The organism is Paenibacillus sp. FSL P4-0176, assembly GCF_037975265.1.
Taxonomy (GTDB): Bacteria; Bacillota; Bacilli; order Paenibacillales; family Paenibacillaceae; genus Paenibacillus; species Paenibacillus amylolyticus.
The window spans coordinates 4,745,219-4,761,915 of record NZ_CP150242.1 but is presented as its reverse complement, the minus strand read 5'-3'; the positions used below and the strand labels follow the sequence as shown (position 1 = coordinate 4,761,915).

At 44.0% G+C, this 16,697-nt stretch carries 12 protein-coding genes; 11 read left to right on the top strand and 1 reads right to left on the bottom strand.

Annotated features, from left to right (window positions below; translation table 11 throughout):
* Positions 1–263: 263 nt before the first annotated feature.
* The 8 genes from dxs (at position 264) to MKY95_RS22075 (ending at position 9,975) form a co-directional block, all read left to right on the top strand.
* Positions 264–2,171, top strand: coding sequence for a 1-deoxy-D-xylulose-5-phosphate synthase (dxs, locus tag MKY95_RS22110; RefSeq protein ID WP_036614362.1), 1,908 nt, complete (start codon positions 264–266; stop codon positions 2,169–2,171).
* A 22-nt stretch (positions 2,172–2,193) separates the two neighbouring features.
* On the top strand, positions 2,194–3,039 hold the full coding sequence (locus tag MKY95_RS22105) for a TlyA family RNA methyltransferase (protein WP_036614359.1): 846 nt from the start codon (positions 2,194–2,196) through the stop codon (positions 3,037–3,039).
* A gap of 84 nt (positions 3,040–3,123) precedes the next feature.
* Entirely contained in the window at positions 3,124–3,609 is a 486-nt protein-coding gene (locus tag MKY95_RS22100) for a hypothetical protein (protein ID WP_036614357.1), read from the top strand.
* A gap of 84 nt (positions 3,610–3,693) precedes the next feature.
* Positions 3,694–4,143: a transcriptional regulator ArgR gene (gene argR / locus MKY95_RS22095; RefSeq protein ID WP_017687604.1), complete on the top strand. Its 450-nt coding sequence runs from the start codon at positions 3,694–3,696 to the stop codon at positions 4,141–4,143.
* 277 nt (positions 4,144–4,420) lie between these two features.
* Positions 4,421–6,139 (top strand): DNA repair protein RecN, encoded by a 1,719-nt coding sequence (recN, locus tag MKY95_RS22090; protein WP_076318963.1) that lies wholly within the window; start codon positions 4,421–4,423, stop codon positions 6,137–6,139.
* Between the two features lie 120 nt (positions 6,140–6,259).
* The gene (gene spoIVB / locus MKY95_RS22085) at positions 6,260–7,588 is read left to right on the top strand and encodes a SpoIVB peptidase (protein ID WP_036614352.1); all 1,329 of its coding nucleotides are present in this window, start codon (positions 6,260–6,262) and stop codon (positions 7,586–7,588) included.
* A 195-nt stretch (positions 7,589–7,783) separates the two neighbouring features.
* The gene (spo0A, locus tag MKY95_RS22080) at positions 7,784–8,593 is read left to right on the top strand and encodes a sporulation transcription factor Spo0A (protein ID WP_036614349.1); all 810 of its coding nucleotides are present in this window, start codon (positions 7,784–7,786) and stop codon (positions 8,591–8,593) included.
* Positions 8,594–9,018: 425 nt separating this feature from the next.
* On the top strand, positions 9,019–9,975 hold the full coding sequence (locus MKY95_RS22075; RefSeq protein ID WP_076318964.1) for a GGDEF domain-containing protein: 957 nt from the start codon (positions 9,019–9,021) through the stop codon (positions 9,973–9,975).
* 265 nt (positions 9,976–10,240) lie between these two features.
* Here the strand turns inward: MKY95_RS22075 and MKY95_RS22070 are convergent, their stop codons facing one another.
* Positions 10,241–11,044, bottom strand: coding sequence for a hypothetical protein (locus MKY95_RS22070; RefSeq protein WP_076318965.1), 804 nt, complete (start codon positions 11,042–11,044; stop codon positions 10,241–10,243).
* 269 nt (positions 11,045–11,313) lie between these two features.
* On the opposite strand from MKY95_RS22070, the gene MKY95_RS22065 reads away from it, so the two are divergent.
* From MKY95_RS22065 to MKY95_RS22055, 3 genes are all read left to right on the top strand, one after another.
* Positions 11,314–13,212: an AraC family transcriptional regulator gene (locus MKY95_RS22065; protein WP_339194422.1), complete on the top strand. Its 1,899-nt coding sequence runs from the start codon at positions 11,314–11,316 to the stop codon at positions 13,210–13,212.
* A 193-nt stretch (positions 13,213–13,405) separates the two neighbouring features.
* The gene (locus MKY95_RS22060) at positions 13,406–15,379 is read left to right on the top strand and encodes an AraC family transcriptional regulator (RefSeq protein ID WP_339194419.1); all 1,974 of its coding nucleotides are present in this window, start codon (positions 13,406–13,408) and stop codon (positions 15,377–15,379) included.
* A gap of 159 nt (positions 15,380–15,538) precedes the next feature.
* A complete protein-coding gene (locus MKY95_RS22055) occupies positions 15,539–16,576 on the top strand; it encodes an NAD(P)/FAD-dependent oxidoreductase (RefSeq protein WP_338706487.1) in 1,038 nt (345 codons plus the stop codon).
* Positions 16,577–16,697: the final 121 nt, after the last annotated feature.

The following is a 16,697-nucleotide window of genomic DNA, read 5'->3' as shown; positions in this document are numbered from 1 at the left end:
TTCAAAATCTATGTAACCGTGTAATGAATGTAATGTTCTTTTTCCGAGTGGATGGAAAAAGTCTGTCCCGAGTGGATGCGTGAATACATATGGAGAAGAATTTTAAATAACTTGCTGGCGAGAATGCTCGTTATCGGGAGTATAGTGCAGTAAATTATGATTCTTGTTCTTTTATGTTATAATGATTTAATGTCATTTGATTCATAATGTATATATCGATTTACAACAATAACTAAACAATCTAGGAAAGCGGGGAGATTCTCGTGCTGCTTCCACAAATTAAACAACCCAGTGATCTAAAGTCGATGTCTCAGGATGATCTTGCCCTTTTGTCGGCAGAGATCCGGCAGTTTCTGATTGAGAAACTGTCTGTTACAGGTGGGCATCTCGCACCCAACTTAGGCGTGGTTGAGCTCACGGTAGCCCTGCATTACTGTTATAACAGTCCAGCAGACAAAATGATTTTTGATGTAGGGCATCAGGCTTATGTGCATAAAGTCCTGACAGGACGTATGGATCGCTTTGATACATTGCGTCAACATAACGGTCTGTGCGGGTTTGTCAAACGCAACGAAAGTGAACATGATGTATGGGAAGCTGGACACAGCAGTACTTCATTGTCCGCTGCGATGGGGATGGCCCTTGCACGTGATCTGAAAGGTGAGGACAACCAAGTCATCGCGATGATTGGTGATGGAGCGCTTACAGGTGGTATGGCTTTTGAGGCTCTCAATCATATTGGTCATGAGCAGAGAAAACTGATGGTTATTCTGAATGATAATGAAATGTCCATTGCTCCAAACGTTGGGGCCATGCATAAATATTTGAGCAAGATTCGTTCGGATCGTCATTATCTGAAAGCAAAAGATGATGTCGAGGGGATGCTTAAAAAAATTCCAGCTATTGGGGACCGTTTGGCCAAATCGGCAAGCTGGATCAAAGATAGTGTCAAATATATGATGGTACCAGGTGTTCTTTTCGAAGAACTGGGCTTCACGTATTTGGGACCGATTGATGGGCACGATATTCCCAAATTGATCGAAACCTTCAAACAGGCAGATAACGTTGATGGTCCTGTACTCGTTCACGTGCTCACGACCAAAGGCAAAGGTTATCAGCCAGCAGAAGCCGATTCGCACAAGTGGCACGGGATTTCTCCGTACAAAATTGAATCCGGTCAAGTGCTGAAGGCAGTCGGAAAACCGATGTACACGGAAGTGTTTGGTCAAACGTTAATTGATCTTGCGAAGCAGGATAAGCGGGTCGTAGCGGTAACGCCAGCAATGCCTACAGGATCAGGTCTTATTCCGTTCAGTAAGGAATTTCCCGATCGCATGATTGACGTAGGTATTGCAGAACAGCACGCGGCGACCATGTGTGCTGCACTGGCTATGGAAGGTTTGAAGCCGGTCTTTGCCGTGTATTCTACGTTTATGCAACGTGCTTATGATCAGATTGTACATGATATTTGCCGTCATAACGCCAACGTGATGTTTGCTATTGACCGTGCGGGGTTTGTTGGTCCGGATGGGGAAACACATCAAGGGGTATACGATGTGGCATTTATGCGCCATATTCCAAATATCGTTCTGATGATGCCAAAAGACGAAAATGAATTGCGTCATATGATGAAAACGGCGCTTGATTATAATGAAGGTCCAATTGCTTACCGTTATCCACGAAACAATGTGGTCGGTGTACCTTTGGATGATGTACTTGTTCCGATTCCAATCGGATCATGGGAGCAACTGCGTCCATCCGAGGGATATGCTGTCATCGCTTCAGGTTCGATGGTGCAGCTTGCAGAAGAAGCAGCAGAGATGGTGAAGCGGGAAGGTATCACAGCAGGCGTAATCAACGCTCGCTTCCTGAAACCTCTTGACGAGCAAATGTTGCGTGATTTAGCTGTTCGAGGCACCAAATTGATTGTACTTGAAGAAACATCTCAAGCAGGTAGCATGGGTAGTGCAGTTCTGGAGTTTTATGCAGAGCAGGGACTGCATGATGTTCATGTACAATTGATGGGGATTCCGGATCGCTTCATCGAGCATGGCAGTATTAAGGAACAACGTGAGGAAGTGGGTCTTACCGTTGAAAATGTATGTGCTGAACTGCGCAAGATGGCTGTTCAATCATCTTACGGCATACCCAAAACACGTTTTCCTTCGTAAATTTACATGATAGGAGACAGACATGTCACTCCCGAAAGAACGAATTGATGTTCTGCTGGTTGAGCAGGGCTATTATGAAAGTCGTGAGAAGGCAAAAGCTGCAATCATGGCTGGACTGGTATATGCCAATAATGAGCCGATCGAAAAGGCGGGCATGAAAATTCCAAGGGAAGCCGAGCTGAAAGTTAAAGGCTCGGTACATCCCTACGTCGGCAGAGGCGGATTGAAGCTCGAAAAAGCGATCCGTCATTTCGACCTTGATATGAATGGACTTGTCATGCTCGACATTGGTTCATCCACCGGTGGATTTACGGATTGTGCACTTCAGCATGGCGCATCTCACGTCTACGCTATTGATGTGGGCTATAATCAGCTCGACTGGTCTTTGCGTAATGATGAGCGAGTTACTGTTATGGAACGAACTAATTTCCGCTATGTGACTCCTGAAGATCTGACGGGACCCGTGCCGAACTTTGCGAGCATTGATGTGTCGTTCATTTCACTGCGAATCATATTGCCGCCACTTCTGGCTCTTTTGAAACAACCTGCAGATATCGTTGCATTGATTAAACCTCAATTTGAGGCAGGGCGTGAAAAAGTAGGCAAGTCCGGTGTGGTACGTGATACGAAGGTACACAAGGATGTATTGCAGACAATGCTTCATTTCTCCAGTCAACTTGGTTTACATCTGCAGAGTTTAACTTTTTCACCGATAACCGGTGGAGAAGGTAATATAGAATTTCTCGCACATTGGCGTCTGGAAGCACCAGAGGCAACACAACCAGAGATCGATCCAGCTTCACTTGACGCACTTGCGGAGCAAGTTGCAAAGGAAGCAGCTCATACATTTACGGGAAACTCATCATAAGATGGGTTTCTTTTCGCTGGAAAGGTGATTGACGTAAAGGGAAATCATTACTGAACCTCGAATATGTCTTCGAGGTGAGCGATAATGGATGGTCAATATGACACAATCTTTATAGGTGTACTTGCTGTCTGTTTGATCTTGTGGCTGTTCTTTGGCTTGCGTAATTGGGTGAACCGACCGACGCCGGTAAGCTTGTCTGGAATGCAACTGAACGTGAAGATTCAAGATTCCCCGGCCTTGGATTTGCTTGAAGCACAGGGCTACGAAGTTATCGGTGGCAAAATGAAAGTCCCTCTGGCTTTTGAGGCCAATGAATCCGTTTATTACAGCAGATTATTCATTGATTATGTTGCAGAACGTGAGGATCTCAGATACCTCGTGAAAACGTCTCGTCGCAGACAGCCAATCGATATGACCGGCCCTGCGCTAAGGGATCGCTTCCTCAATTATCTGTTGTTATATCCTGGCTGTGAAGGATTGCTGTATGTTGACGTGGAGGATTCCGATATTAAGTTAATCAGGCTCATGGACTATCAGGAAGATGTGTATGACGGGGATGATCTGGACTAATATAAAAGAATGAACATTGCAGGGCAAAGTCTGCGGCGAATTACAAATGCTGCTTTATTGCAATACATCTAACTGGAGGCATATATGAAAGGACAAAGGCACATCAAGATTCGTGAAATCATTAGTCAAAATGAAATTGAGACCCAGGATGATCTGGTTGAAGCACTGCGCAAATCAGGTTTTCAGGTGACTCAAGCGACGGTATCTCGGGATATCAAGGAACTTCTGTTAATCAAGATTCCGATGGATGACGGAAGATACAAGTACTCTTTACCGACAGATCAACGATATAATCCGATTCAAAAGTTGAAGCGTGCACTCGTTGACAACTTCTTGCACATTGATCACACAAACAATCTGGTTGTGATGAAATGTTTGCCCGGAACAGCCAACTCCATTGCAGCTTTGCTTGATAATATTGAGTGGAATGAAGTCATGGGCACGATCTGTGGAGATGACACCATTCTGATTATCTGCCGGACTGAAGGTAACAGTGTGACCGTTATTGAGCGAATCATGGGTTATATTGCTTAAAGTGCGTGTTCAAAAAGATTGGTTTTCAGTACCGAGAAGATGGGATGAAGCTAGAAATGGAGTAGCGGGGCGTAGGGAAACTACGTGAGCAACTGCAATGTTTCCGAAGGAAACATACTTCGTAAGCATCCCACTTATTTCGGCTGAATTCCATATTCGATGCTGATGATGCCACCAGGCATCCTTCGTAATCAAAAGCGGACTTTTTGAACAACCTCTTGAATCAATGGTTCAAAAACATAATATCTGAGTTAGTCATCCGGAGGTGTTTTTGCAGATGTTAGTTACGTTATCGATTCGTAATCTGGCTGTGGTGGAAGAAGTGGACGTTGTATTCCATCCGGGATTCCATGTACTTTCAGGGGAAACGGGTGCAGGTAAGTCGATTATTATAGATGCACTTGGCTTAATTGCTGGTGGACGAAGTTCAGCTGATTTGATCCGGTACGGTTGTGATAAGGCAGAGATGGAAGCCTTGTTCGAGATGGAGCAGAGTCATCCGGTATGGCAGACATTAGAGAAGCTGGGTATCCATTGTGAGCCTGAAGAGCATCTGGTTATTCGACGTGAACTGAACACGCAGGGGAAAAGTACGTCCCGCATTAATGGGCAATTGGTCAATCTGACCATGCTACGGGAAGTAGGCGAGAAGCTGATCAATATTCATGGACAACATGAACATCAGAGTTTGCTACGCGCTGAGAGCCATCTGGGGCTTCTCGATACTTATGGCTCGGAAGTCATCGGACCGATCAAAGCAAAGTACCAGGAGCGCTACAGCAAGTTTATCACGGCGGAAAAAGAACTGCGTGCCCTTCAGGAGTCCAGTCAGCGGGCATATCAACTCTTGGACATGTATCGCTTTCAGCTTGAGGAGATCGCAGCAGCAAGCCTTACACAAGGCGAGGATGAATTACTCGGGGAAGAACGGGTCAAACTATCCCATAGTGAGAAAATGATGGACAGTGTTGCTGGTGCATATGATCTGCTCAGTGGTCAACGCGGACTTGAAGCTGTGAGCATTGCTCTTTCAAGAATTGAAGACATTTCTGGATATGATAGCAAAGGACTGCAACCAATCGTAGAACAGCTACAATCTGCATTTTATCAATTGGAAGATGCGACATTTCAGTTAAGGGATTACCGGGAGAAGATTGAATTTAATCCGGCAAGGCTGGAAGAAGTGGAGCAAAGGCTGAATCTGATTTCTGGCCTCAGACGGAAATACGGGGACAGTGTTGAACTTATTCTGAGTTATTATGATCAGATTAGCCATGAAACCGACCAACTGGAGAACAAGGACGAACGGCTGGAGAAATTGCGAGCTGAACGTGACAAAATGCTTAACCTTGTGATGGAGTCTGCTGAAGAGCTCAGCAAGGTTCGCAAACAATGCGCCGAGGAACTTGCTGCACAGGTGGAAAGCGAACTCAAGGATCTGCAAATGGAGCGGACTACACTGCGTGTTCAAATTACTCCTTTCGAAGATCCAAAGGGGATTGAATGGAATGGACGTCGTATTCGTCTGAATCGTCATGGTGCGGACAATGCGGAATTCCTAATCTCACCAAACCCGGGCGAGCCATTACGACCACTTGGCAAAATTGCTTCAGGTGGTGAGTTGTCGAGAATGATGCTGGCGATGAAGAGTATCTTTGCGCGACATGACCGGATACCTGTGTTGATTTTTGATGAAGTTGATACCGGAGTTAGCGGTAGAGCAGCTCAATCCATTGCGGAAAAACTGTTCCGTTTGTCTTCGACTTGTCAGGTTTTCTCAATAACTCACTTACCACAAGTGGCTTGTATGGCAGATCATCAGTATCTCATTGAGAAACATGTCTACGATGGACGGACAATGACGCAGGTGGAATCGCTGTCAGACGAAGGCAGAGTGAAGGAATTGGCACGTATGCTGGGCGGCGTGGAAATTACAGAAAAAACGCTGCATCACGCACAGGAAATGCTGAATTTGGCGGAAGCCAAAAAAGGGTGAAACGGACGGCTGGCGTAATGATTGACAGTAATAAAAGCCTGGGGGCGAGGTTATCTTATAGGTACGCAATTGGCGACCACCTTTCGTCAAGCGAAAGAAGCAAAGGGAGTGTGACAGCCATTGAATTCCCCCCTCAGGAAGAAATTGCTAGGTCTTTTATTTGCCTTCTTTCTTTGTGTGATTAGCCAGGCCATTCAGCCTGTGCAAAGTTATGCTTCACTGCCGGATGAATTGCAGGTGTTTGCTGGCAGGCAAGCGGATGTCCGGCTCGCTGTACCTGCTGCTTCAAGCGCCGTTGTAGATCGTCCTGATATCGTTGGTTTGGATGATCAGGCAGCGATGCATGTTACCAGGCAACAACCTTTGCATCTTCACCCTCAACAGACGGGACATGCCAAATTAACGTTGAAGTTGTGGGGTAAAATTCCGGTCAAAACAGTCCATGTGAATGTGATACCGGATTTGCGTGTTGTACCCGGGGGACAAACGATTGGCGTCAAGGTTAAATCGGCAGGCATTCTGGTGGTTGGACATCATCTGGTCCGTTCCGGTCAGGATGAGCGTGTATCGCCCGGAGAAACAGCGGGCATTAAGCTCGGAGATCTGATTACGCATATGGATGGAAAACGTCTGGATGGCGTAGCAGGTGTCTCTGAAGCCGTTGAACTTGCAGGGAAAAGTAAAAAAGGTATTGATGTTGTGTTAAAACGTGGTAAGGAAACGGTGAAGACACGATTAACTCCGGCGTATGACTCCGAGGATCAAGCGTGGAGGCTTGGATTGTACATTCGTGATTCTGCAGCCGGTGTTGGCACACTTACCTTCTATGCTCCCGATCAGGGCGTATATGGCGCACTGGGCCATGTCATTACAGATATGAACACACAGACATCTATTGTTGTGGGTAGTGGTCAGATTGTTCAGTCCAATGTAACGTCAATTTCGAAGAGCGAGACCGGTGATCCGGGTGAAAAACGTGCTCATTTCCTCAAGGAAAGCAAAATTTTGGGCAATATTGAACGTAATACGGCTTTTGGTATCTTTGGTAAAATGTCTGGAAATCCTGAGCACAGTTTGTATTCGAAAGGCATTCCCGTCGCTTTTTCTCATGAAGTAAAGGAAGGACCGGCCGAAATACTTACCGTGGTTGACGGTCAACAAGTTGAACGCTTCTCCATTGACATTGTTCATGTGGCAGATCAAACTGAACCAGCAACAAAAGGTCTGGTACTTCGAATTACGGACCCGAAACTGCTGGATAAGACCGGAGGTATCGTTCAAGGGATGAGTGGCAGCCCCATTGTACAAAATGGTAAATTGATCGGTGCAGTTACTCATGTATTCGTGAATGATCCAAAATCGGGTTACGGTTGCTTCATTGAATGGATGTTACAAGATGCTGGCGTTATGATGAAAAAGGAAAACGATAAGAACCTCAAGGCTGGCTAAACAGCCCTGAGGTTCTTTTTTGTCGAAAGCAAACATAATATATCGGATAATGAAATAAATTATTTATTATATAGGATCAAGAAAAAAAAATAAAGAAAAATAATTTTCGACAGGAGGAATTTAACTGGCTGTGTCGAAAATTAAACGTGTAAGGAAATGTACGAAACGATGTTTAATTTAAAGGAGGATACCGTTTTGCAAAAAATTGAGGTATTGCTGGCCGATGATAATCGTGAATTTACGAATTTGCTTGCCGAATATATATCTGAGCAGGAAGATATGGAAGTAACCGGTATTGCATACAATGGAGAAGAAGTACTGCAATTGCTGGAGCAAACTCGGGATGTGCCGGATGTATTGATTCTGGATATTATCATGCCTCACCTGGACGGACTGGGTGTGCTTGAGCGCTTGCGCGACCTGAACCTGTCTCCACAGCCTAAAGTCATTATGCTTACGGCATTCGGACAAGAGAATATCACACAGCGTGCCGTGCAACTCGGAGCTTCTTATTATATTCTTAAGCCGTTTGACATGGAAGTGCTTGCGAATCGTGTGCGTCAACTGGTGGGAACACAGACGGCGATGTCCACAAGCAGCGGATCATCCATGTTCATGAAATCATCCAATGTTGTGCCAATGGGCAAACACAAAAATCTGGATGCAAATATTACGTCCATCATACATGAAATCGGCGTTCCTGCGCATATTAAAGGATATCAGTATTTGCGCGAAGCGATTACGATGGTGTATAACAATATCGAAATTTTGGGAGCCATCACTAAAACACTGTATCCGGCGATTGCCGAAAAATTCAAAACCACGCCGTCCCGCGTCGAACGTGCCATCCGTCATGCCATTGAAGTGGCATGGACTCGCGGTAACATCGACAGCATCAGCCACTTGTTTGGTTACACGATCAATATCAGCAAGTCGAAGCCGACAAACTCGGAATTCATTGCGATGGTTGCTGATAAGCTGAGAATTGAGCATAAGGTAAGCTGAAAGGGTCAGGAGTAGTGAGCTGGCAAGTATAGTTTGGATTCAGTTTTGATTCTAACCAAATGGATTTTTGGCCGCCTATATCTGAATTCGTTCATTTCATGCCGATAAACTTCTGTAATATATGCCAACGAATACCGTCAATTATTGGATTAAAGATATCCAGTAAATGACGGTATTTTTGCATAACGAAATAACACAGAACATGATGATGAAATTTAGTTTTGCATGATTGTTTCTGAATTTTGAGATCAAGCATTAAAGTAAGCTCCCTATAGCAAAATTCAGAAAAGGAAATATTTCATAAACTTTTACCTTCAGTTAACGCTTTTTCAAGTAGAAAGTGGTACGATGTGACTATTGACAAAGACCTACATATATATTTGAAAAGTTCGGATTAGATGCTACGAACAGAGGAGTAGAATAGTATGTTTACGCAAATAGGGGAGATTGCTGATCCAATTCCTGTAGTACAATCTGATACAAAATGTGATATCGTCTATCATCTTTTCAAATCCAAACCTAGTCTGGAAGGTATAGCTGTTATGGGGGAGAAGGATGTGTCATTAATGATGCGGCCCCGATTCTTTCAGCAGATTGGCACCCAGTATGGCTATAATCTGTATATGGGACGTCCTGTAGAACTGGTGATGAATACGCAGGCACTGGTCGTGGATTATTCGGAACAGATTACAGATGTCAGTGTTCTAGCCATGGATCGAGATGAAGGGGAAATATATGATCTTGTGTTGGTCACGTCAGGAGAAAGTTTCTTTGGAGCTGTGAGTATTCGGCGTTTGCTACTTGCTGTTGCTGATGTACGGGCTGAAATGGCGATTTTTATGAACCCGCTGACTGGTCTTCCTGGTAATCATATCATAGATGAAAGGCTGTCTCAGGCTCTTCAGATGGACCAATTTAGCGTACTGTACGTTGATCTCGATCAATTCAAATCCTACAATGATAGCTACGGCTTCAAAATGGGGGATCAGCTTATTCAGGCGACAGCTAACTTGCTTCGCAAGCTATTTGTTCCCCCTGAAGCTTTTCTTGGACATATCGGTGGTGATGATTTTATTACGATCCTGAATCACCATGATTACAAATATATTAGTGAGGAAGTCATCTCAGGTTTTGAGGAAATGAAAAAGACATTTTACAACGAACATGATTGGCATCATCAATATGTTCTGGGGGAAGGACGTTCCGGGCTAAATCGGCCCATTCCTCTGGTGTCGGTATCCATCGCCGTTGTAACCAATAACAAGCGAAAATATGAAAACATAGATCAGATAATTGATGAGGCCACACGCATCAAAAAAGGTTGTAAAGCGATTGCTGGAAGTATCATCTGTGCAAATGATACCGCCGGTACTCCGTGCTAGAAATAAAATTACGAGAACGTAGAGGACAGAGAGAACCTAAAGATCTGGGTCTAAAAGCTTTCTGTAAGAAAGCTTCTTCGGAAGCTGAGGCTTCGCCTCTATACCCAAAACGTTAAAATACAGAAAAACCGCTACTTATCAGGAGTTAGTCACCTGTAATAGCGGTTCTATCATTGGATGCGAGTTAAAGGTTGTGTAGCAAACGAGCCACTTTAATCTTTAAGCTCATTATGTATACATATAAGTATGTTTGATCAATGCGTATTCAGACTCGAATATCGACGGATGGATATGAAGCAGCATGAGATGTAGAAGCCGTAGTTTGCGGACCATTTCCTGATTCCTGATCTGTGGTTCCGCCATCTGATGGGTGCTCCTTACTTCCCGTTTTCTTTCCTTCATTTACTTCCTGCTCTTCTTCTCCAGATGTTGCAGAGATAGGTGGTTGTACCCCTTTTTTAGGTGCCGGCTGATGAATCTCTTCCACCAGTTCCCCAATCTTCTGATTAACCTTGTTTAACTGGGAGTTGATGTCCTGGACGGTCTCTCGCTTTGCCTGAAAGACGGTGCGTTCTGAATTTTCCAGCATCATTGATTTGCCTATATCTTTGTCTGCATTGATCTCCAGAACAAGTCGGTCAAAGCGGGTTTCTCCTTCGGTGGTCTGAATGGAGCCCTGCATGCGATCACGCAAACCGACCAGCTTACCCAATTGATCATAAGTCTGACTATGCTTGATCAGATGATCGAGTGAAGGGGCTTGTGCCTCGTCGGTTGGTTTGGGTTGTTGCTGTTGAGCCTTTTCGGGCTGTCTTAATTTGTTCTTTTCTTGCAATTCTTCAGCTTTAATTTGGGCAATCTGGCTGTCGATCTGGGAAATGGAGCTTGTTAAGGATTTAATTCGCTGAGCTTTGGTTTTGGTATCCAACTCGTCATTGGTTTTTACACCTTGCATTTCTTCATTGAGCCGGATCTTCTGCTGCATGAGTCCCTGAATTTCTTTATCCCGATTGGAGACTTGATTCCCGGGAGTGAAACTGCTTTTGGTTGCAGATGAGATTGAATTCATATCCTCTGTTCTCCTTCTCCGCTTTATCATGGTTCTATTTACATATATCGGATGTTAAGAGAAGGATTTGAATAGCTCTTTTTTCTTCTGAATGGATTCATTGAGATCAGTTGTATTGCGTACTTCATCATAATAATTGATAATGGTTATCAATAAGTGAGTGGAAGTTCAGACACAATCTATGTAGACGGAGATGGGTTAGCAAAATGTGGAATGATTATTATATCCTCTGGAACTATGCTGCGGTGAGTATAACAGATATCCGTTACATGGAATTAGAGGCATATGAAGAGATGAAATACAAATTTCCGACAAGTACCTTTGTACTCACCATTCAGGGTGATGCTGGAGTGACGATTGACAATCAAACATATGAAGTGAGTCGCTTTTATATTTTCCATGGGGGAAAAGGGAGTAAGTTGGTGATTCAAGCAGGCGAATCCGGATTGCGCCTATATTACTTGATGTACAAAGCAAACCTGCCTAGTGGAGGGAGAAATGATCTGGGAAGGTTAATGGAGCGAATCAATCCGTTCCAAATGAACTATGGCTTTACCCCCGATATGCCAACCATTCTATATGAGCAATGGAAAAAGATGCACTTTTTGTGGGATCAAAAGAACCCTATTCAGCACTTTCAGGCCAAGAGTTTGTTCTATGCATTTGTGGAGCAGATCTCATCACAGATTCCTCGTGTATCCAATCGCTATCCAAGTATGTTGGATCAGGTCAGCAAAGTCATTGAAATTGTAGAGTCTTCGTACACCCAGCCACTTACACTTCATGTTTTGGCAGAAATGATTGGCACCAGCCCAAGAAGTTTGTCACGCAAGTTCAAGCAGTCGACTGGAACCAGTCCCATCGATTATCTGATTCAGTTTCGTTTGTTCAAAGCCAAAGAGATGTTGCTGCAAACGGACGCCACGTTGGATGAGATCGCTGTAGGAATCGGTTATCCGGATGGATATTATTTGGGGCGTATGTTCAAGAAAAATACAGGTCTTTCTCCTTTGCAATTTAAAGAAAAGACCTCAGCACCCCTATATTGGCCTGATCTGACATCAGGTGTGGCGCGAAATGACATTTTCAGAGGTGGAAGTGGAAGGTATGTTTATACTGATGGTGATAATCATTATCAATATAAACACGGAGGGTCAATAAATATGAACAGACAGACAAGAACGGGAATGTTGCTTAGCATTTTACTAAGTCTTACGTTACTGCTAAGTGCCTGCTCAACAGGTGTTGCAAGTAATTCGAGCGTGGATGCTTCCGGAAGCAAAAGTGCATCAAGTTCCACGAACACAGTAACAGCGGATAATCACACCAAAACATCTGAACCACGTATAATCTCAACGGTGAAGGGAGATATTACAATCCCTGCTGAACCTAAACGGATTGTGGTTGACTTGTATCTAGGAAGCTTGATCGCTCTGGGGATTAAACCTGTGGGTACACCCGAGATGAACCTGAAGAATCCTTATTTTATCAAATCACTTGAGGGTGTGCAGAATATTGGTGAATATGAAACCATTTCTCTCGAAAAGGTGTTGGAACTTGAACCGGATCTCATTGTGACAGGTAATCCTGATTTATTTGATTCCTTTAGCAAGATTGCACCTACCTTGGTTGTACCTTATGGCGAATTGAAAAACACCCACGAAGAAATTGCCTATTTCGGTGAAGTGTTAAATAAAGAAAAAGAATCTGAGGCATGGTTAGCCGATTATGACGCAAGAATTGCAGATGCCAAGAAACGTGTTGGTGAGGCAATTGATCCGCAGGCCGAGGTGTCGGTCATGCAGTTCTATGATAAAGCACCGTTGGCCTTTGGTGATAATTTTGGTCGGGGAGGTCAGGCAGTCTACAGCGCGCTTGGTTTGAATCCTCCTGCAGATAAAAAAGAGATCTTAATGAAGGATCAACTGGTTGAATTTTCATCGGAAGCGATTCCTGAGTTTGCCGGAGACTACATTATTCTAACAGCAGATAATCTGACCCTGGAAGAGTTGAAATCGAAACCGGTCTGGAGTTCACTGGATGCGGTTAAAAATGATCGTGTGTTTATCTGGAGCCCGGATCGTTCATGGTACTTTGACCCGATTGCAACATTGGATCAAACAGAGGAATTGGCCGAGTGGTTTACGAAGATCTCTGAACCAAATTAAGTCAACAAGTGATTGATGAGATGAAATCCAATTCCACTCTAAATTTCAGTTGATAATGAAAATTATTATCATTTATAATAAAGGTATATTAGTGAACCTCTGCTACACATATGTTATCGGATGTGTGGCAGAATGATGACCTTGTAAGGACTTTATTCCGGGTGAGGTTGGGGTTGGGATTGGAGAGTATTCGATGCAATTAGACGAACAAATGAAATGCTGGAATCATGCCGCTGTTAAGGTTCTGGATATACGCCGAATCGTTATGGAGGCAGGGGCACAACTGAGTTCCTACACACTTCCGGCAAATGGTTTTATATATACGATTCGAGGATCGGCTGTGCTTCAGTTGGATGGACAAACATACAAGGCAGAGCGGTTCTACATGCTTCATGGGGCGAAAGGATCTTCACTGGATATCCAAACCAACGAAGATTTCGAATATATTCTGCTCTATTACAGAGCATTTCTTGCCTTTCCTAGTTATCGTAAAAAGTGGTTATTGGCACAGCCGGAAGTTACACCGTTCTCCTTGCAATATGGATTTGCACCGAGTAGTCCGCTGGGGTTGTTACGTTACCTTGATGAGCTTGAGGGTGCATGGATTCAATCTGGCAGTCTGGATCTGCTTCATACCAAAAGTTTATTTTACCAATTCATTCATGAAATGATGGTTCAGTTGGCAGAGCAGGAGATCAAAACAGAGCTTGCTGACCCGGTGAAACAGACACTTCGTTATATACAGAACCATTATAGGGAACAGGTCACACTTGATTTCCTGGCTGAACAATTCAACTACAGCTCCCGACATTTATCCATGCAATTCAAACGACAGACGGGTCACAGTCCCATTGATTATTTAATTCAGACTCGAATCGCCAAGGCTCGGAATCTGCTTGTACGATCTGATGCAACGCTGAGTGAAATTTCAGCAGAAGTGGGTTATTCGGATGTGTATTATTTTAGTCGTATCTTCAAAAAACATGTGGGGATCTCTCCGATTCAGTATCAACGAAAGATGAGAGAAGAAGCGAGAACAGAGGATCGTCCATTGGTAATCTCTGAATCGTCCATTGGCCGAAGATGGAAGTCGGGATATATTGATTATGAGAATCATTATCAATATATAGACGGAGGGTCTACACCAATGAAAAGAAGAAAAACAAGTTCCAGTATGATTATGGTTGCATTATTGAGCATAACGATGCTCCTCGCAGCCTGCTCTTCAGGTACAGCAACAACACCAGCAGCTGGCGAAGGAACGGGTGCCAGTTCCAATAACAGTAGTACGGCAGTATCATCCGACACAGGAAGCCAGACAAACAAAGACAATGAAACACGCACGGTCTCGACGGTTAAGGGTGACGTAGTTGTTCCAGCAAATCCTAAACGGGTTGTTGTACTATACCTCCAGGGAGACGTCGTTGCGCTTGGAATTAAGCCAATTGCTACATCTGAAGTATTCAACGGGGCTGCCTACAAGAGTGAGCTTGAAGGTGTAAATTCACTAGGTACCTGGTTCGAACCGAATCCTGAAGCTGTCATTGACCTTGATCCGGATCTAATCATTGTTCCATCAGAAGAGACGTATACGTTGTTAAAGGATATCGCACCTACGGTATATATTCCATACGAGAAAATGACAACAGAAGAAAGACTCCAGAGTATAGCGAGTATTTTTGGCAAAGAACAGGAAGCTGAGACATTAATCAATAATCTCAATAGCAAAGTCGAAGAGAGTAAGCAAACACTAGCAGACGCAGGCATATTAGACAAAACGATTTCCATTGTGGAGGGCGGTTTGAAAGGTATGGTCGTTGTAGAGAGCAAGCAATATGGCCGAGGATCTCAGGCATTATATGAATACTTGGGGATGAAAGCACCTGAAGTGGTACAAAAGAAAATTGATGTAGTTTCGGAAGCGGGAGGCTCCAATTTATCCATGGAAGTACTGCCTGAGTATATCGGGGACTACGTGTTTCGTTCGGTGTATGAAGGGGCAGATAACCTTACGGATGATCCAATATGGAGTAGCATCCCGGCTGTTAAAGAAGGTCGCCTAATTGAGATTGATTTTGATTTCTTCTACTATTCGGATATCTATTCAATTAATAAACAACTTGATTTTGTTGTTGAAAAGTTGTTGGCGGCTCCAAGAGCGCAATAGTAAAGAGCAGATGTGTTCGTAGAATTTTTGTACAAGAAATGTTTGTTTTTTAGCCATTGTATTTTGATAAGATTACCATTACACTAGGATTTAAGTGATAATGAGAATCGATATCAAATACTCGATGTTCTGGATCGAATTAACGGAGGTATTTTTAATATGAATCAGCAGTTGGAACTTTATGATGTAACCATTATCGGCGGTGGCCCTGCGGGCATGTACTCTGCCTTTTATAGCGGCATGCGAGATATGAAGACCAAGTTGATTGAGGCACGTGACAGATTGGGAGGTCGCATGCTCTTTTATCCGGAGAAAATGATCTGGGATGTCGGGGGTGTGACGCCAATTCTATGTGAAGATCTGATCAAACAATTGGAAGAACAGGCGAGAACTTTTGAGCCAACCCTCGTATTTGAACAACAGATCGAAGGATTCGAGCGTCAACCTGATGGCACAATTCTGTTAACTTCTGCAACAGGTGAGCAACACTGGACACGTACCGTCATTTTGGCAATCGGATATGGTATATATAAAATGGCCAAGCTGGAGCTTGAAGGTGCAGACCGTTACGAGGTTAGCAATCTCCACTATACTGTGCAAGAACTGGAGCCATTCCGTGGTAAACGTGTGTTGATCTCGGGTGGAGGCGACTCTGCTGTGGACTGGGCGAATGAACTGGAAGCCCTGGCAGAGCAAGTTACGGTTGTGCATCGTCGTGACCGCTTTGGCGGGTTGGAGCGTAATGTACTGCGTATGAGAGAATCCTCTGTAGATGTCCGTACACCATATGCGGTAGAGACACTGCATAGTATGAGTGGTGATGTGATTGAACAGGTGACCATCTCACACGTGGATACAGGTGAAACTGAACTGCTTGAAGTCGATGCTGTCATTGTAAACCATGGCATGAAGAGTGACTTTGGTCCAATCCGGGATTGGGGACTTGATCTTGGCGAATGGCATGTCACTACAACAGAGAGATTGCAAACCAATATTCCCGGCGTGTTTGGCGCAGGCGATTTTGTAGATTATGGTAGCAAACTGTACCTGATTGCGGGTACTTTCACAGATGCAGCCCTAGCGGTAAACAGTGCGAAGCTATACATGGACCCTGAAGCGGAAAAAGTGGCTTATGTTTCTTCCCATAACAGTCGCTTTAAAGAGAAAAATAAAGCCCTTGGCGTTGTAGAAGAATAAAGGTCTGCGATCGGTTATATTAAGATGACTTCGGGTTCATTCGAGGCCACTGAAAAACTTACGATTTTAATTTGTTAAGATTCATTTTAAATCAAAAAGGCTATATTTCGTTCACATTGGA

Bases quoted from the DNA above. Each gene is read 5' to 3' on its own strand.
- MKY95_RS22065 (WP_339194422.1), top strand. From the start codon at position 11,314: ATGGAATTAGAGGCATATGAAGAGATGAAATACAAATTTCCGACAAGT.
- argR (WP_017687604.1), top strand. From the start codon at position 3,694: ATGAAAGGACAAAGGCACATCAAGATTCGTGAAATCATTAGTCAAAAT.
- recN (WP_076318963.1), top strand. From the start codon at position 4,421: ATGTTAGTTACGTTATCGATTCGTAATCTGGCTGTGGTGGAAGAAGTG.
- MKY95_RS22055 (WP_338706487.1), top strand. From the start codon at position 15,539: ATGAATCAGCAGTTGGAACTTTATGATGTAACCATTATCGGCGGTGGC.
- MKY95_RS22070 (WP_076318965.1), bottom strand. From the start codon at position 11,044: ATGAATTCAATCTCATCTGCAACCAAAAGCAGTTTCACTCCCGGGAAT.
- MKY95_RS22100 (WP_036614357.1), top strand. From the start codon at position 3,124: ATGGATGGTCAATATGACACAATCTTTATAGGTGTACTTGCTGTCTGT.
- MKY95_RS22075 (WP_076318964.1), top strand. From the start codon at position 9,019: ATGTTTACGCAAATAGGGGAGATTGCTGATCCAATTCCTGTAGTACAA.
- MKY95_RS22060 (WP_339194419.1), top strand. From the start codon at position 13,406: ATGCAATTAGACGAACAAATGAAATGCTGGAATCATGCCGCTGTTAAG.
- MKY95_RS22105 (WP_036614359.1), top strand. From the start codon at position 2,194: ATGTCACTCCCGAAAGAACGAATTGATGTTCTGCTGGTTGAGCAGGGC.